Origin of the sequence: Ammoniphilus resinae (assembly GCF_017873965.1) — a bacterium.
In the GTDB taxonomy this organism is placed as follows: domain Bacteria; phylum Bacillota; class Bacilli; order Aneurinibacillales; family RAOX-1; genus Ammoniphilus_A; species Ammoniphilus_A resinae.
Map to the genome: position 1 here is coordinate 73,306 of NZ_JAGGKT010000014.1, position 15,131 is coordinate 88,436.

The following is a 15,131-nucleotide window of genomic DNA, read 5'->3' on the forward strand; positions in this document are numbered from 1 at the left end:
CTTCTTACCCAACCAATCCTTGAAGTTCCAGATTCCACTTATTTAGAACGCAGCTGATGGCTGTGTTGGCACGGTAAACCATTGGTTTTCTTCCAGTTTTTGTTGTCTTGTAGGAAGGGCGTTCTTCAAAAACGAGGTTTGCCTGTTCTAATGTTTTTAAATGTTCGCGCATGACATTTTGGTGAATGCAAAAAATAGCTGCAAGATCCTGACAATTATAAGAGGCATCATTTTCAGCTAGAAAATGGTATAATTTAATTCTTGTTTCATCCTGTAAGGATTTAAAAATGGGAAGCAGACTATCTAATTTCATACCTTTCATCCTTTCTCTTTATCTTCCTCATACGTTAATACCTTTAACATGATGTTAACATGTGCTTTACACCCCCACTATGACAAAAATCACACTCGTTTAAATCTTTTATAGTCCAGGTAGACATCCGTGATTATTTTTAATGAAAATCGTCCATACTGATTGATAGATTATTGTTTGTATATGTTACGGAGATAGAATAAAGGAGAGCCGCGGAACATGAATCCATTGTCAACCGAATATTATCTTGAGAAGTGTGTGCAAGGGGAACGGATCGTAAGATGTCCAAATTGTCAAAGAATCAATGTTGGACAAGTTGCCCCCAAGTATTTTTATTGTTCGGATTGTTTTATTGAAATGAAACTTCATGATGATCAAATTTCCTTTTTTGAATTGGATGAAAATGGTGAATTAGCTTGCCTGGATGATATCTTTTATACGTAAGTAAAAAACAGCCTAGTTTAGTTCTAGGCTGTTTGTTTTTTTGTTGTCAAGTTGGATGATCCAATTGTTAATCATTTGCACTTGCTGATAAAGAACCATTCGCTCATCCCAACGCAATTCGGGATCTGTCACCTTATCTTTAATCGCATTTTTTATCTGTAGCAATTGTACCGTATTTCTAATCGCATATAGTTCCTTTTCAAAAACACCCATCTTCGTTCCCCCTTTTACTCCTTATCACAAGATATCTGTCAAAGGTTAAAAATATGACAAAAAAATACAAGTTTTTAATTATAAAAAATGGCACGAAACGAAAGGGAGGGCAAAAGATGTCGGAAGACAATTAAAGGGTTGACAATTTAATTAATAATGATTATCATTTATAACGAAGTTAATAATCGTTTTCAATTAAGGGGATTAAGGAGAGATATGATGATAAAAAAGGGGATTGGCATCGTACTTATATCTTTATTAGCATTTAATTTAACTGCTTGTGGGAACACTGGATCAACCAGTGAGCCGGCGCCTACTCAGGCAGAGACACCAAAAGCACAAGATGAAAAGAAGGACCAAGCTGAGGAACAAAAAGGACCACAAGACTTCACAACTGCTGTTAAAACTGTCGTGGATGAATTGGCAAAGTCCTCCAACGGGGAAAAAGTTGATTTTGCACTTGTAGAAAAAACTTATATAGAAAAAATTAAACCTGCTGTTGAAGCAAGGGATACTGAATTTAACGAACAGGTAAGTGTTCAGCTTGACGGAGCCCTTACTGCAGGAAAAGAAGGCTCCTTAGATACTCAAATTGTAAAACAGGTATTTGATAAACTCCTACAGAAGGTTGCTTTCCTCTCTGTTCGTCATGAATTAAATGAAGTAGGCGAGCATTGGGATGATAAGGAGAAGGTAAAAGCAGAAATTGAGGAAGCAAAGCAGTTTTATGATCCAATTCTGAAATCAACGTTAGAAAAGCGGGATACCGCCTATGAAACACAATTAGTAAGTGCTGTTGAAGGGGCTTTTTCCGCAATGGAAAGTGCAACAGAAGTTTTAGATTTCCAACTTGCTAAGCAGGTTGTTGATAAAACCATGATGAAAGGATTTTATCTTGCAGCTGGTGCCAGTCCCAATGGATATGCCTATAAAATAGAGAAGGCAGTCAAGGAAGATCCAGAACATGCGGGGATTGCGCAGGCAGAAGGATGGGCCTTTTATCAATCACTTCATCCATACATTTCAAAGCATGCAAGTGAAGAGGCAGAATTCATTAACAGCCAATTTGATCTGACCAATGATGCTGCCAAAATTAAAGCGGATGAGATCAATCAAGCGTTCATTCGCGGAGTGGCAAAGGTAGCCCTCGATGAGTATGCTGAATCATTTGAAAGCTGGGGGAAGGATAAATCAGTCATTACTGCATTAGAAGGTGCACTGTTCATTCAGATGATGGAAATTGACCTCAAGCGGGTATTGGGTGAGGAACCAACTGCTCAAGTGATTGAAAAAGCTGGACTGCTTCTAGAGGCAGTTAAGTCTGGGGATAAAGAACAAGCCGAAACATTGTTTAAAGATGTAAAAAATGTGTTGGATCAGCTTTCTGTTTTAGGTAAGTAATATGATAGGATAGAGGGGGGAGGGTTGCTCCCCTTCTTTTTTCATTTTTTTGAATGGGAATTTTTACATATTCTAATAATGAGGTGCTCTATGTTTAAAAAATGGTTAATCTCACTTTTTTCGTTGGTCCTTGTCGTGACAGGTGTCCAGTCTACGGGATACGCCTATTCTTATGGAGATCCGAATAAAGAAGCTGTAGCAGATGCATACGAGTTGATGGTTGCTGCATTGATGAAAGAACCCCCTAATTTTTCAGAGGCACAGGCTGCATTTGATCCAGTCAAGGAAGAACTGGCAATGCATATGGGAGAAGAGCCCGTGGCCATCGTTCAAAAGGCCTTGGATAATCAGCAGAAGGAAGAAACGATCAGTTTAATGCAGCGAGTGCTTGTGCTGAATATAGCGCGACGTTTTGAAGGGATTCATTTGGACGACTATGCTAATGCAAAACTAATTTTGGCAAAGGGATATGCAACTTATAAATCCCTTTCCCCTGCAGTTGCTCACAAAGATGAGGAACTTGATAAGAAGATCCATGATAGCTTTAATCAGGCCCTTCAAGCATTGGGGAATCCGGGGTTATTCGGTGTAGGGAAGAAGGACGCGGATCCTGCTCTATTTGATGAGTCCAAAAACTTTATCTTAACTTCTTTGCAAAATTTCTTTGGGATGAAAAGCTTGGAGGTTGGGCATTTCGTGGAAGGTGTCGGGGGATCTGCTGAAGGATCTGCGGGACACGATACAGAGCAGGGGAGTAATACATATGTATGGATTTTAGTGGGTGTCGTCGTCATTCTGTTAGCAACTTTCTTTTTTTGGCGTAGGAAAAAAGCATAAGGTATAGTAAAAAAAACAACCAGGTATTCGTTACCTGGTTGTTTCTTTCTTTCTGGCATTTGCTCGTTCAATAATTTTCTTTAAACGTTGATGATGCTTTAACACGGCCAAGCGCATTTCTTCAGCTTCTGGTTCTGTAGGCTGAAGATTAGCAACATCCCAAAACTCAACTAATACATCAAGAACTTGCATAAAATATTGTTCAGGTCCATAGTTTGCTTCTTGACCGATCATTTTCATCCGCTCATCAAAATCAGGCATTTTACGTCCCGGCATTCCGAAGTTTAAAATAACATGTCCAACGTGATAAATATAATTAGGTTCCAGTTCCAAATGGGCCTTCACTGCATCACGGTAAAAGGCGTAGTGGAGACTTTCATCCTTCGCTAAGCGGCGAAGTAATGCGGCCAGGTCCTTGTCGTAGGGTTGAGCAACTTTTGCAACATTATTATAATAAACTAAAGTCGCAAGTTCCTGCATGGCCGTATAGGCCATAACTTGTGTGGGTGCAGTGAATTCAGACTCAAAGCCTTGTTCTACTACTTGTTTACGCAATGCCTTAAGCTGATGGGGGTTAGCATTGCGAGTGATAATTAGATAGGTCTCAAGTAAGGTTGAGTGCTGGTCTTCCTCAGCAGTCCAGGTATGAATAAATTCTTTTAAAACTTCTAGAGCACCTTTGAATGTAATGGAAAGATGTGTAGTGAACCATGGAAGGTTTACCTCGGTGAGCAATGCAGTCTCGATTGCAGTGTAAATAGGTAAAGGAAGGGTTCGTTGACTTTCGTCCCAAGGTTCCTTTTTGAAACAACGTGCTTTTTCCCAAGGAATAAACTCGTGGTAACTCCAATCGATATTAGCCGCCCTTGCCTTATGGCTGGTATACAGCTCGTTTAAAAGTTCTTCAAGTCGTGCATCAACATTGTTATATTGTAGCATTAATTTTCCTCCTTATGAAACGAAAAACACTTAGAACTTATTATACATGTTATTGACGTAGAAATGCATTTATTTTATTAGAAAAATGTTAAAGGAAGTGACAAATTTGAGAACGTATACACAGTTTTTTCCTAGTCCGTGTGATAGCAAAGGGGCGGTTCTTTTAGTTCATGGTGCAGGGGAGCATTTGGACCGCTATCAATGGTTAATCGATCGGTGGAATCAGGTGGGGTTTGATGTGTACGGCGGAGATCTCCCGGGGTATGGACGTTCCGAAGGGAAACGCGGACACATCAACAGCTTTGAAGATTATTTGCAGGCCGTGGATGATTGGTTTCAGGCACTAACAAAGAAAACGGATTCGGAACCTTTCCTCTTTGGACATAGTTTAGGTGGATTGATTTCTGCCCGTTTCATGGAAACAAGGAAAAGGAAGGTGAAAGGGGTTGTCCTTTCGTCTCCCTGTTTTGGTATCTCCATGAAAGTGCCCCCTTGGAAACAGCAAATTGCAAAAGGCTTGAACATGATTTATCCTTCGCTTGTGATGTCGGCAGGAATTAAGCCGGAATTTGTAAGTCGGAATCAAAGCATTTTGCAGGTTTATTCCACAGATCCTTTAAATACGAAGGGAGCAAGTGTCAGGTGGTACATGGAATTAGAAAAAAATATGTTGGTAAATAGGCAGGAAAATCATTGTTTTCCAGATGTTCCTTTGTTGATCCATCAGGCTGGACATGATTTGGTCGTTGATGCTGCAGAGGTGAGATCCTGGTTTGATCAATCCCAAATAAAGGATAAGACATATAAGGAATGGCCAGGGCTTTACCATGAGATTTTGAATGAGCCTGAAAGAGATTTGGTATTTACAGAAATATACCGTTGGATGAAGCAACGAAATGAGTAGTGAAACCTTTTGATCCCTTTTTACGTTCAATTAAATAGGGAAGGTTAGCTGTTAATTCTACTAAATACATCCTATTGATTTATTATAATGAGTAGATTATCCTTTAGAGTGGCACCTGTTTGGGGCATTCTATGACTCTATCTCCACACAGGAAATCGTAAAGATATCTTACCAGTGGAAAGGAAAAGTGGAGGTAAAACATGCAGACGCAATTAAATCGTCAACAACGTTACGCCAAATCCGGAAAAAATAAGCCAAAAAAGAAATGGATGAAATGGGCTTTGCTTTGCCTTGTTCTTCTTGTTGCAACGGGCGCAGGGGCAGTATGGTGGGAATTCGATGATCTTTTAAATAAAGTTACCGTATCAACAGAACCAGGAACTTCCGATGAGAATCCAGTTGCCAAGGAATATAACCAAGAACCGATTTCGGTTGTTATCTTAGGGAAAGATACGCGCGAAGGACTTGGTATGTTGAATACTGATGTAATCATTGTCGCGGCGTTAAATCCGAAGACAAAACATGTGACGATGATGTCCATTCCTCGGGACACGGGTGTTCAAATTGAGGGCTATAGCGGCTGGCACAAGATCAATTCTGTGTATGCCAAAGGCGAATCAGAAAGACGTACAGCTGAAAGAAATAAACAACCAGTCACAGAAACAGGGATTAGCTTGTTGAAGAAAACGATTGAAGGGGCAGTCGGAATTCCAATTCAACATTATGTGACCGTTGACTTTGAGGGATTTACGAGTGTTATTGATAAGCTTGGTGGAGTCGAAATCGACGTGGAAAAAAGCATGAGATATGATGATCCTCACGATGGGACACATATTAATCTAGATGAAGGATTACAGACCCTAGGTGGAAAAGAAGCATTAGGTTATGTTCGACATCGTTTGGATAACCGTGGCCCGAAATATTATTCCAATGACTTTGATCGAGGAAGAAGACAACAGGCCGTAATCAAGGCTGTCGTTGATAAGATGAAGTCTTTCTCTGGAATTTCCAGCTTCTTTGGAGTAATGGAGGTTGCGGGGGATCATATTCGAACAGATCTTTCGAAAGAACAAATTAAAGGGCTAATTTATGATTTTAAATCCGTAGGTTCGGAGAATATCGCTAGTATTGAAACTGGAGGATACTGGGACCGGGCATCATCACATACCATTATTCCGAAAGAAAATATGGAACAAATTCAATCAGCTTTTCATCAGGAAATGGGAATAACAGGAACAGATAGTGAGGGGACTTTCCGCGAAGAACCGGCTCGCGCTTCCCAGCCAACCCAAGTTAGACAGACCCAGCCGAAAGCAGTAGAGCCAGTCACACCAGAAAAACCAAAGGAGCCTACAAAAGAGGCAGCGGAAAAAACATCTAACGAACAGGGGCAGGCGGATCCAACAGAGAAGTTAGATCAACCAACGCCTGATAACGATGGCGTTACAAATGAATCACAACCTGAGGCTCAGACACCAGCTGAAAGTAATACGCCAAAGGAACCTGTAGAACCGGTCAAAGGTCAGGATCAGCAGAATCAGGGCGGAAAAACATCCGCACCTGAAATACAGCCACCCATTGTAGCACCACAACCTGAGCCACTGAAGGTGATGGAACAATAAAATGACAAAGGAGCGGACCGAAGGTCTGCTCCTTTACTTTTCAACGGAAAATGTTTCCGTTATTTAGTGTTTCAGTTCGACTCTAGTTGGATAACGGAAAAGTTTACCGTCTCATTAATAAAAAAGAAAAACCCGGTGCAATCCGGGTTTTTCTTTTTTATGATGTAACACCAAACTTATAGTTCTTTTCGGCACGTTCCCGCTCATTCTTTTTCAAATACTTTTTACGGAGACGAACGGATTTTGGTGTGACTTCGCAGTATTCATTGTCATTTAGATATTCCAATGCTTCCTCAAGACTAAGTGTACGAGGAGTTTTAAGTTTGACGGTTTCGTCCTTTGTTGCACTACGGACGTTTGTCGCATGTTTTTCTTTACATACATTGACCACCAAGTCATTGTCGCGGTTATGTTCACCGACAATCATTCCCTCGTAAACATCAGTACCCGCAGGTATGAACATGATGCCGCGGTCTTCAACAGAGAGCAGTCCATATGTCGTCGCCAGGCCTGTTTCGTGGGAGACAAGCACGCCTGCTCTTCTTCCTCCAACAGCACCATGAATAAGGGGTTTATAGCTGTCAAAGGAATGATTTAAAATGCCAAACCCCCGAGTCATTGTCATAAATTCCGTTCGATATCCGATCAAGCCCCTAGAAGGAACAAGAAATTCCATTCGCACAGAACCAAATCCATTATTGACCATGTTAGTCATTTCAGCTTTTCTTGCCCCAAGGGATTCCATGACGGCACCAGTCGATTCTTCAGGTACATCAATAATTACCCTTTCTACCGGCTCCATTTTTTTACCATCGATTTCTCGTACAATAACCTCTGGTTTAGAAACTAATAGCTCATACCCCTCACGGCGCATGTTTTCAATCAAGATGGATAGGTGAAGTTCACCGCGTCCAGAGACAACGAAGGACTCACCACCCTCAGAGTCTTCAACACGTAAGCTTACATCAGTCTCCAACTCTTGGTATAGACGATCTCTGATTTTCCTTGATGTTACATGTTTTCCTTCTCTTCCGGCGAAAGGCCCGTTATTTACGGAGAAAGTCATTTGCAGCGTAGGTTCGTCAATTTTTAATAATGGAAGCGCCTCAGGATGTTCAACATCTGCGATTGTTTCCCCTACATTGATTTCTTCCAGTCCAGGAACGGCAACCAAGTCACCTGCTTTTGCCTCTTCAATTTCAATTCTTTTTAATCCAGAGAATCCAAATAATTTCGCAATCCGAACCTGTTTAATCGATCCGTCGCGTTTAATTTGTGCAACCGTTTGGCCTCTACGAATCATTCCTCGATGAACACGGCCAATTCCGATCCGTCCAAGGTAATCATTGTAATCAAGGATGGTTGCCTGCATTTGTAAAGGTCCATCTAAGTCAACTTCCGGTGCTGGAATATGTTCGATAATTGCCTGGAATAGGGCTTCAAGGTTTTCATCCTGGTGGTGGGGATCCGTACTCGCCGTACCGTTTATTCCTGATGCATAGATGACTGGGAATTCAAGTTGGTCTTCTGTCGCATCCAAATCAATAAACAAATCGTATACGTCATTAACCACCTCTTCTGGGCGGGCATTTTCGCGGTCAATTTTATTTATGACAAGAATGGGGGTAAGATGTTGTTCAAGAGCCTTTTTCAGAACAAATCGCGTTTGCGGCATGCAACCTTCAAAAGCATCGACTATCAGGATAACACCGTCAACCATTTTCATGATCCGTTCCACTTCACCACCAAAGTCTGCGTGTCCCGGCGTGTCCATAATATTGATGATGACATCGTTATATTTTACCGCAGTATTTTTGGCAAGGATGGTAATTCCACGTTCTCTTTCTATATCATTCGAGTCCATGACACGCTCTTGAACGGTTTCATTCGCTCGAAAAATACCGGATTGTTGAAGCATTTTATCAACCAGGGTTGTTTTTCCATGGTCAACGTGAGCAATAATTGCAATATTTCTTAAGTCTTCTCTTCTCATCACAAATTTTTTCTCCTTCTTCTTTTGTTTGCGAACTACGTCGAGTATGCTTTCTTCCGCAAACGATTTAGTTGTCCTTTAGGGCTTCTTCTTTTGTTTGCGAACTATGATGCACAGGATGTGCAAACTTCTGCGTTGCGACAGGACGTCGCGTTCTTAGCAGAAGATCCTTTATAGCTTCCGCAAACGATTTAGTTGTCCTTTAGGGCTTCTTCTTTGTTTTCGCCTTCGCAAACAATTTAGTGTCCTCTAGAAAATTAACTTATTTATTATACTATATAAAGTGTTGATTACCTAAAGGTTTTTTATTATTTTTTTCACCGTTTTATTGCTGCTAATTAGTGCCAAGGATAAAAGGGGGTTTTGAAATTAAATACTATGGTTAAAGGATAGGAGTGTGATGGAAATGCAAAAAGGTTTTTTGATGTTGCTTTTAGGAGGAGTTTTCTTATTGGCTGGTCTATTCACTATGCCGATGAGAAGGGTGAATCCGCGGCAAAATTTAGTTGATAATCCTTTTGGTTGGGGATTGTTTGGTTTCGGGCTTTCCAGTTTAATCATTGGCATCGCAACAAATCGAAGAAGTTCCTACTCCGAGGAAAATGGTTCTGACGATGTAGTTTATGTTTCAACAAAGGAAAAATCTCAAGAAGAGGAATTACCAGTAATACAATAAACGATTAGGAGCGGACAACCGCTCCTCTTTAGGTTATCAGTGCTGCCGCTCTTCCGGAAACAAATCCCGTTGTAAAAGCGGCAGTAATATTAAAACCACCTGTATACCCATGAATATCTAAAATCTCTCCACAAAAGAAAAGCCCATTCATTTTTTTTGAATGTAAAGTCTTTGGGTCAAGCTCTTTCAAATGGACGCCGCCCCCTGTGACAAAGGCTTCCTCGATGGATAGAGTCCCATCCCCTTCAAGGGGAAACTGCTTTATTATTTCTGCCAATTGTTTTAAAGCCTCTCGGGGAAGGTGATCATACGTTGTTTCTTCCTTTAAATTTATTTTATCTAATAAAATGGGGATCATCCGCTCTGGAACGTAGCCCTTTAGGACATTTTTGATCGCTTTCTTTGGTTCGTTTTTAACCAAATCCGAAAGATCAGCTTGTACCTCATCTATCCGTCTTTCGGGGAACAGATCAATTAACAAGCCAATTTTTTTTGTTTGGAATTTCTTTAAGGCTTTGACGACGAACTGACTGCAGCGCAGTGCCGCTGGTCCGGAAATTCCATAGTGTGTAAAGATCATATCGCCCCGGTGTTCAATGATTTTTTTATGGTTTTTGGGATTCAAGACAGACAAATGGATGTTTCGAAGGGAAAGCCCCTGCAAGCTTCGATCCTTTATAAAGGTGTCAATGCAAGTGATAGGGACTTCCGTTGGAAATAACTCGGTAATGGTATGTCCCGCGTCTTTCGCCCATTCATAGCCATCCCCCGTAGAACCCGTTTGGGGAACCGATTTCCCCCCTACGGCGACAACTACAGCTTTCGCTTCAATGGATTCACCGTCCTTTAACAAGACACCAGTGACTTTTCCGTTATTATATAAAACCTTTCGCACCGGGGTATTGGTTCGTATGGTTACGTTGAGGGATTTTACTTTTTGGATTAAGGCATTTACCACGTCTTTTGCCTTATTTGAAACTGGAAACATTCGCCCGCGATCCTCTTCCTTTAAGGCAATCCCTAACCCTTCGAAAAAACGAATAATGTCCAGGTTATTAAAGGTAGAAAAAGCACTATAGAGGAATCGCCCATTACCAGGAATATTTTTGATAATAAAATCGATATCCCCGGCATTGGTGACATTGCATCGACCTCCGCCGGAAATGGCTAATTTGCGGCCCAACTTATCCCCTTTATCAAGCAGAAGGACTTTGGCCCCTTCTGTTCCTGCCGAAGTGGCAGCCATTAATCCAGCTGGACCGCCACCTATAATAATGACATCAAAGTTCATTTTTACACATCCTATTTTTTTCGCATGCTGCCAAGCTCTGTCACAATAGCTTCCATTTCACTAATACTAAACCGATCTTTTTTGCTAATCATTTGATACAAATAAAGAAGATCCTCGTATACTTCAAGCTCAAAAGAATCGGGATTCATGACAGAAGTATTTACCATCGTTAGTTTCTTTTTAATTCCATCCATGATAAAAGCTATATTTTCGCGGCTAGGGTTTTCCAGATTCATTATGTATCAGCTCCCATTGCATTTTTAACGATATTGTACCACAATTATATGGATATACTATGACAATAATTGATGGGTGCTGTAGCTCCGGACGATGGGCTATCCGGATGAATAGGGGGAAAACATGAATGACAGAGATGCTTCAACAACAGGTATCTCCATGTTTATGGGGAGATAAACGTTACCATACATGGAATTATCATCTTCGGGAAAAATTTGGCGATAAGGTTTTTAAAGTCATGTTGGATGCTGGATTTACTTGTCCCAATCGAGATGGAAAAGTAGCGATTGGTGGCTGTACATTTTGCAGCGCAAGAGGGTCGGGAGATTTTGCCGGTAGCAGGCGAGACGATTTAAAAAAACAGTTTCATGAGATTGCCGGGCGCATGCATCAGAAATGGCCCAAGGCGAAATACATTGGCTATTTTCAAGCGTACACGAATACTTACGCTCCTCTTGAAGAGCTTCGAGAGTCCTATGAAAGCATTTTGGAAGAGGATGTTGTCGGACTTTCCATCGCGACGAGACCCGATTGTCTTCCGGACGATGTCGTCGAATATTTGGCTGAAATTAATCAGAGGACTTATCTCTGGGTGGAACTTGGGTTGCAAACGGTGCATGAATCAACGGCACAGCTCATTAACCGCGCTCATGATTTTTCCACATATGTGGAAGGAGTCGAAAAACTAAGAAAGCATAATATCAATGTATGCTCGCATATTATCCTTGGCCTCCCAGGTGAAACGGAAGAAATGATGATGGAGACGGCTAAGGCAGTAGCAAAGCTTGACGTTCAAGGGATTAAAATCCATCTGCTGCATCTATTAAAAAAGACCCCTTTAGTTAAATTATGGGAACAGGGTGATCTTGAATTTTTGAGCCAAGAGGCCTACACCAAACTCGTTGTGGATATTTTGGAGATTCTTCCACCGGAGATGATTATTCATCGCCTAACGGGTGATGGACCTCCTGATTTGCTGATTGGCCCCTTATGGAGTCGAAAAAAGTGGGAAGTTCTAAATGGCATAGATAAGCTGTTGGTAAAAAGGAATACCTGGCAGGGCAGGCTTTATGGAAAATAAAATTTAAAAAGGAATAGCCTGTTTTTTTAACTGCAGCATGGTCTCGCTATCGATCAGTTCTGGAGTGATTTGCGCGATACCTTTTTGTAAGAGGAAAGCCTGTAAGGGAATGAGCGGATCTGGACCAGCGATAATCATAAGCGGATTGGTAGTTCCGTAATGTGTTAGGGACTTCACTTTGAAGGAGTATTTGTCTATTTTGCTTGGTTTTAATTTGGAGAAGGGATGACTGTGCCAGTCGCCGATATATTTAAAAACTTTTCCTTGTCGTTGCAATTGTTTCACCCTGCGGTTGCAATAAGCTTCGTCGAATTGAATGGAGAAGGGCATGTGAATGGCGGAAGGGCCAGGTCCTGATACACTGGAAACAATTAATGCCATTGGGGTACGAAAACCCACCATAATTCCTCCCGTTTCTCTCCCGGGATGTCGTTTCACTTCCGCTTGAATCTGTTGGTATGCTTTTTCGGATACAAATACTTTAAAGTTCAAGAGTTACACCCTCCATCTGAGAGTTAGAAGTTGAAAAGCTGCACTTAGGATCGGAAATCACTTGTGATATACCAATTCACATGTGATTTCCGACTGCTCTCTATCGATCCATTATACGTTCACTTCATAAAAAGGGAGTATCCGTTAAAGCCCAAATTCACTCTTTCACAAACCTTCTTTTAAATGAATTCCACTCTTCCTCCGTTTCTAAATTCATCATTTCATCATAAAGCTCTTCCATCACTTCTTCATCGCTAAAAGAGATGGGTTGGTCATCACCGCTAAGACTTTGTTCGATTTTTGCGATCTGTTCCATTTCCTTTCGGTAGACCGCCAGGAGCGGTTTCGAGTATTCCACTAGGAGTCTCCGTTCTGCCGCAGGATCTCTTTCCAATTGACTTTCATAGTGTTCTGTATATTCTTCTTGCGTTAACATGTTATCCAGTTGAGAAGGATCTTGTCCAATAAAAATAGCGTATCTCAATTGCTCTAGTTGTTGATTCAAATCCATGGGTTCCATTTCCCCTTTAGTGTGATATAAAAATTTAACAAAGAAATTCGTTTCTGTTATGATCTAATTATACATAATTATGGCTAGTAGTGGGGGCAAGTACACCGATGAAGGATCCGATTGATCGAGCAATACCTTGGACGGAACATTTAGAAGAACTAAGAAAACGAATCATCTTTTCTGCTATCTACTTTTTTATTGCCACTATCATTGGGTTTGTTTACTCGGCTGATGTGGTTAATTTACTAAAAAGCGGGCCAGTAGCCAATCAGATGGATTGGCACGTATTTGCGATATCTGATGCCCTTTCCGTATATATTAAAGTCTCGATTGTGATTGGTGTCATCTTGTCATTACCTTTTTTACTTTATCAGCTTTGGGCATTTGTAAGACCAGGGCTACGGATTGACGAGCAGAAAGTTGCCCTTCGCTTTATACCAGCAGCTACCCTATTGTTTTTGGTTGGGATTTCCTTTGCTTACTTCGTACTTTTTCCGATGGTCTTAAATTTTATGCTTGTCATGACGAAAACGCTGCAAGCAGAAGAAACCTATGGGATTATGCAGTTTTTTAGTTTTTTGTTTTCCATTGTTATGCCTTTTGGCGTGTTGTTTGAGCTACCAATTATCGTGATGTTTTTGACACGAATTCGCATTTTAAATCCGATGCGCTTGGCAAAGGCAAGGAAAATCGCCTATTTTCTTCTCGTTATTATTGCCGTGACGATTACGCCACCAGAGTTTGTCTCTGATTTCCTTGTCACTATTCCTCTGTTGTTGTTATATGAATTTAGCATTTGGTTATCAAAAGGGGTTTATAAAAAGCAATTAAAAGAGGATGAAGAATTCATGAAGGAAGAAAGGGCAGCGGAGTGACAGTAAAATGAAGAAACCAGTGGTCATTCAAATTGTAGGCTTTAAGAATAGTGGCAAAACAACAACGACCTGTAACTTGATCGAGAGGTTTTCTGCTCTTGGCTGGAAAGTCGGCAGTATTAAGCATGATGCACATCACTTTGAAATCGATCACCCAGGGAAAGATACATGGCGTCACCGAGAAGCTGGAGCACAGGTAGTAGCGATTGCTTCACAAAATAAAACAGCGATTATGAAGCAGGAAGGTACGAGCCTTCCTGATCTTTTAGGGCAGATGGAAGGTATGGATATCGTCCTAGTAGAGGGCTATAAATATTCGAAGTATCCCAAAATTGTGATTTTGCGAAATGAAATGGATATTTCTTTGTTAAACGAAACCGAGGGGATTTTCTTAATTTCCAGTTGGTTTCCTTATCAACATGAAGATATTCCGGTTGTATCCTGTCGTGACTATGAAGCGATCTTTGCAAAAATCCAGGACTATATAAAAGAATAGTGGGAGGTTCAAATGAAAAACTTCTATCTAACGAAGGAAAAAATAGAAATACAGCCGTTGATCGATCTAGTTACGGATCGGAATGCCGGGGCTATTTGTACCTTTATCGGAACGGTTAGAGAAATGACAAAAGGAAAAAAGACGCTTTATCTTGAATATCAGGCATATATAGAAATGGCTGAAAAGAAGTTGCAACAGATCGGGGAGGAAATTAAAGCGGATCATCTGGATGCTGATGTCGCGATCGCACACCGAATTGGACGATTGGATATTTCCGATGTCGCGGTGGCCATTGCTGTGTCTACCCCACATCGAGCCGCATCTTTTGAAGCTTGTCGTTATGCGATAGAACGAATCAAGGAAATTGTTCCCATTTGGAAACAGGAAAACTGGGAGGATGGTCAGCAATGGGTTGGCGACCAGAAAGAACAAATTGCTTATCCTTCAGGAAAACCGGAACTGGGAGGGGATAAAAAATGAATATTGACGTGCTTTTATTTGCCGGGTTAGCGGAAAATGCCGGGGATTCAAAGATTTCTTTATCTTTTGCTGATGAACAGGTAAATGTACAAGCAGTTAGGAATGAACTGAAGAACCTTCTGCCGAATATGGAAGATTTGATTGAAAAAAGTATGGTAGCAGTGAACCAGGAATATGCTACAAATGATGTGATCTTATCTGTTGGTGACGAAATTGCCTTGATCCCGCCAGTAAGTGGGGGATGATCCGCAAATTCGCGCGTTCGCGTTGATTTATGATCGGTATATCCTTGCCGTCTTTTTCCAACAATAGAGGAAGAGGTTTAA

Annotated in this window: 20 protein-coding genes; 12 read left to right on the plus strand and 8 right to left on the minus strand. The window is 41.0% G+C overall.

Annotated elements, in window-relative coordinates; all coding sequences use genetic code 11:
* Positions 1–4 precede the first annotated feature (4 nt).
* Entirely contained in the window at positions 5–313 is a 309-nt protein-coding gene (locus J2Z37_RS19215; RefSeq protein WP_209811931.1) for an ArsR/SmtB family transcription factor, read from the minus strand.
* Positions 314–532: 219 nt separating this feature from the next.
* Between J2Z37_RS19215 and J2Z37_RS19220 the strand changes: the two genes are divergently transcribed.
* On the plus strand, positions 533–757 hold the full coding sequence (locus tag J2Z37_RS19220) for a hypothetical protein (RefSeq protein ID WP_209811932.1): 225 nt from the start codon (positions 533–535) through the stop codon (positions 755–757).
* 12 nt (positions 758–769) lie between these two features.
* Here the strand turns inward: J2Z37_RS19220 and J2Z37_RS19225 are convergent, their stop codons facing one another.
* On the minus strand, positions 770–970 hold the full coding sequence (locus J2Z37_RS19225) for a hypothetical protein (protein ID WP_209811933.1): 201 nt from the start codon (positions 968–970) through the stop codon (positions 770–772).
* 219 nt (positions 971–1,189) lie between these two features.
* Between J2Z37_RS19225 and J2Z37_RS19230 the strand changes: the two genes are divergently transcribed.
* The gene (locus J2Z37_RS19230) at positions 1,190–2,371 is read left to right on the plus strand and encodes a hypothetical protein (RefSeq protein ID WP_209811934.1); all 1,182 of its coding nucleotides are present in this window, start codon (positions 1,190–1,192) and stop codon (positions 2,369–2,371) included.
* A 90-nt stretch (positions 2,372–2,461) separates the two neighbouring features.
* Positions 2,462–3,208 (plus strand): LPXTG cell wall anchor domain-containing protein, encoded by a 747-nt coding sequence (locus J2Z37_RS19235; protein ID WP_209811935.1) that lies wholly within the window; start codon positions 2,462–2,464, stop codon positions 3,206–3,208.
* 30 nt (positions 3,209–3,238) lie between these two features.
* On the opposite strand, the gene J2Z37_RS19240 is transcribed toward J2Z37_RS19235, so the two are convergent.
* The gene (locus J2Z37_RS19240; RefSeq protein WP_209811936.1) at positions 3,239–4,147 is read right to left on the minus strand and encodes an acyl-ACP desaturase; all 909 of its coding nucleotides are present in this window, start codon (positions 4,145–4,147) and stop codon (positions 3,239–3,241) included.
* A gap of 106 nt (positions 4,148–4,253) precedes the next feature.
* Between J2Z37_RS19240 and J2Z37_RS19245 the strand changes: the two genes are divergently transcribed.
* Positions 4,254–5,051: an alpha/beta hydrolase gene (locus J2Z37_RS19245; protein WP_209811937.1), complete on the plus strand. Its 798-nt coding sequence runs from the start codon at positions 4,254–4,256 to the stop codon at positions 5,049–5,051.
* A 200-nt stretch (positions 5,052–5,251) separates the two neighbouring features.
* Entirely contained in the window at positions 5,252–6,673 is a 1,422-nt protein-coding gene (locus J2Z37_RS19250; protein ID WP_209811938.1) for an LCP family protein, read from the plus strand.
* A gap of 157 nt (positions 6,674–6,830) precedes the next feature.
* Here J2Z37_RS19250 and typA read toward each other — a convergent pair whose 3' ends face one another.
* Positions 6,831–8,666 (minus strand): translational GTPase TypA, encoded by a 1,836-nt coding sequence (gene typA, locus J2Z37_RS19255; RefSeq protein ID WP_209811970.1) that lies wholly within the window; start codon positions 8,664–8,666, stop codon positions 6,831–6,833.
* Between the two features lie 24 nt (positions 8,667–8,690).
* Here typA and J2Z37_RS19260 point away from each other — a divergent pair, with 24 nt between their 5' ends.
* The gene (locus J2Z37_RS19260) at positions 8,691–8,843 is read left to right on the plus strand and encodes a hypothetical protein (RefSeq protein WP_209811939.1); all 153 of its coding nucleotides are present in this window, start codon (positions 8,691–8,693) and stop codon (positions 8,841–8,843) included.
* 229 nt (positions 8,844–9,072) lie between these two features.
* Complete coding sequence (locus J2Z37_RS19265; protein WP_209811940.1) at positions 9,073–9,342, plus strand: hypothetical protein; 270 nt, start codon at positions 9,073–9,075, stop codon at positions 9,340–9,342.
* A gap of 28 nt (positions 9,343–9,370) precedes the next feature.
* Here J2Z37_RS19265 and J2Z37_RS19270 read toward each other — a convergent pair whose 3' ends face one another.
* Both J2Z37_RS19270 and J2Z37_RS19275 read right to left on the minus strand, forming a co-directional pair.
* The gene (locus tag J2Z37_RS19270; RefSeq protein ID WP_209811941.1) at positions 9,371–10,633 is read right to left on the minus strand and encodes a BaiN/RdsA family NAD(P)/FAD-dependent oxidoreductase; all 1,263 of its coding nucleotides are present in this window, start codon (positions 10,631–10,633) and stop codon (positions 9,371–9,373) included.
* Positions 10,634–10,644: 11 nt separating this feature from the next.
* Positions 10,645–10,869 carry a DUF1128 domain-containing protein gene (locus J2Z37_RS19275; protein ID WP_209811942.1) on the minus strand — a complete coding sequence of 75 codons (225 nt, stop codon included), beginning with the start codon at positions 10,867–10,869 and terminating at the stop codon, positions 10,645–10,647.
* A 128-nt stretch (positions 10,870–10,997) separates the two neighbouring features.
* Between J2Z37_RS19275 and mnmL the strand changes: the two genes are divergently transcribed.
* On the plus strand, positions 10,998–11,951 hold the full coding sequence (mnmL, locus tag J2Z37_RS19280) for a tRNA modification radical SAM protein MnmL/YtqA (protein ID WP_209811943.1): 954 nt from the start codon (positions 10,998–11,000) through the stop codon (positions 11,949–11,951).
* A gap of 3 nt (positions 11,952–11,954) precedes the next feature.
* On the opposite strand, the gene J2Z37_RS19285 is transcribed toward mnmL, so the two are convergent.
* Entirely contained in the window at positions 11,955–12,443 is a 489-nt protein-coding gene (locus J2Z37_RS19285) for a Mov34/MPN/PAD-1 family protein (protein WP_209811944.1), read from the minus strand.
* A gap of 157 nt (positions 12,444–12,600) precedes the next feature.
* On the minus strand, positions 12,601–12,954 hold the full coding sequence (locus J2Z37_RS19290) for a hypothetical protein (RefSeq protein ID WP_209811945.1): 354 nt from the start codon (positions 12,952–12,954) through the stop codon (positions 12,601–12,603).
* Between the two features lie 107 nt (positions 12,955–13,061).
* Between J2Z37_RS19290 and tatC the strand changes: the two genes are divergently transcribed.
* The 4 genes from tatC to moaD are packed head-to-tail and all read left to right on the plus strand — an operon-like array spanning position 13,062 to position 15,050.
* Positions 13,062–13,829 (plus strand): twin-arginine translocase subunit TatC, encoded by a 768-nt coding sequence (tatC, locus tag J2Z37_RS19295; protein WP_209811946.1) that lies wholly within the window; start codon positions 13,062–13,064, stop codon positions 13,827–13,829.
* Positions 13,830–13,836: 7 nt separating this feature from the next.
* Positions 13,837–14,325, plus strand: coding sequence for a molybdopterin-guanine dinucleotide biosynthesis protein B (gene mobB, locus J2Z37_RS19300; protein ID WP_209811947.1), 489 nt, complete (start codon positions 13,837–13,839; stop codon positions 14,323–14,325).
* A 12-nt stretch (positions 14,326–14,337) separates the two neighbouring features.
* The gene (locus J2Z37_RS19305) at positions 14,338–14,805 is read left to right on the plus strand and encodes a molybdenum cofactor biosynthesis protein MoaE (RefSeq protein ID WP_209811948.1); all 468 of its coding nucleotides are present in this window, start codon (positions 14,338–14,340) and stop codon (positions 14,803–14,805) included.
* A complete protein-coding gene (gene moaD / locus J2Z37_RS19310) occupies positions 14,802–15,050 on the plus strand; it encodes a molybdopterin converting factor subunit 1 (protein ID WP_209811949.1) in 249 nt (82 codons plus the stop codon). The genes J2Z37_RS19305 and moaD overlap by 4 nt, the downstream gene beginning before the upstream one ends.
* Positions 15,051–15,131 lie beyond the last annotated feature (81 nt).

Bases quoted from the DNA above. Each gene is read 5' to 3' on its own strand.
- J2Z37_RS19290 (WP_209811945.1), bottom strand. From the start codon at position 12,954: ATGGATTTGAATCAACAACTAGAGCAATTGAGATACGCTATTTTTATT.
- J2Z37_RS19270 (WP_209811941.1), bottom strand. From the start codon at position 10,633: ATGAACTTTGATGTCATTATTATAGGTGGCGGTCCAGCTGGATTAATG.
- J2Z37_RS19215 (WP_209811931.1), bottom strand. From the start codon at position 313: ATGAAATTAGATAGTCTGCTTCCCATTTTTAAATCCTTACAGGATGAA.
- tatC (WP_209811946.1), top strand. From the start codon at position 13,062: ATGAAGGATCCGATTGATCGAGCAATACCTTGGACGGAACATTTAGAA.
- J2Z37_RS19220 (WP_209811932.1), top strand. From the start codon at position 533: ATGAATCCATTGTCAACCGAATATTATCTTGAGAAGTGTGTGCAAGGG.
- mnmL (WP_209811943.1), top strand. From the start codon at position 10,998: ATGACAGAGATGCTTCAACAACAGGTATCTCCATGTTTATGGGGAGAT.
- J2Z37_RS19240 (WP_209811936.1), bottom strand. From the start codon at position 4,147: ATGCTACAATATAACAATGTTGATGCACGACTTGAAGAACTTTTAAAC.
- J2Z37_RS19265 (WP_209811940.1), top strand. From the start codon at position 9,073: ATGCAAAAAGGTTTTTTGATGTTGCTTTTAGGAGGAGTTTTCTTATTG.
- J2Z37_RS19230 (WP_209811934.1), top strand. From the start codon at position 1,190: ATGATAAAAAAGGGGATTGGCATCGTACTTATATCTTTATTAGCATTT.
- typA (WP_209811970.1), bottom strand. From the start codon at position 8,666: ATGAGAAGAGAAGACTTAAGAAATATTGCAATTATTGCTCACGTTGAC.
- J2Z37_RS19305 (WP_209811948.1), top strand. From the start codon at position 14,338: ATGAAAAACTTCTATCTAACGAAGGAAAAAATAGAAATACAGCCGTTG.
- moaD (WP_209811949.1), top strand. From the start codon at position 14,802: ATGAATATTGACGTGCTTTTATTTGCCGGGTTAGCGGAAAATGCCGGG.
- J2Z37_RS19250 (WP_209811938.1), top strand. From the start codon at position 5,252: ATGCAGACGCAATTAAATCGTCAACAACGTTACGCCAAATCCGGAAAA.
- J2Z37_RS19275 (WP_209811942.1), bottom strand. From the start codon at position 10,869: ATGAATCTGGAAAACCCTAGCCGCGAAAATATAGCTTTTATCATGGAT.
- mobB (WP_209811947.1), top strand. From the start codon at position 13,837: ATGAAGAAACCAGTGGTCATTCAAATTGTAGGCTTTAAGAATAGTGGC.
- J2Z37_RS19235 (WP_209811935.1), top strand. From the start codon at position 2,462: ATGTTTAAAAAATGGTTAATCTCACTTTTTTCGTTGGTCCTTGTCGTG.
- J2Z37_RS19225 (WP_209811933.1), bottom strand. From the start codon at position 970: ATGGGTGTTTTTGAAAAGGAACTATATGCGATTAGAAATACGGTACAA.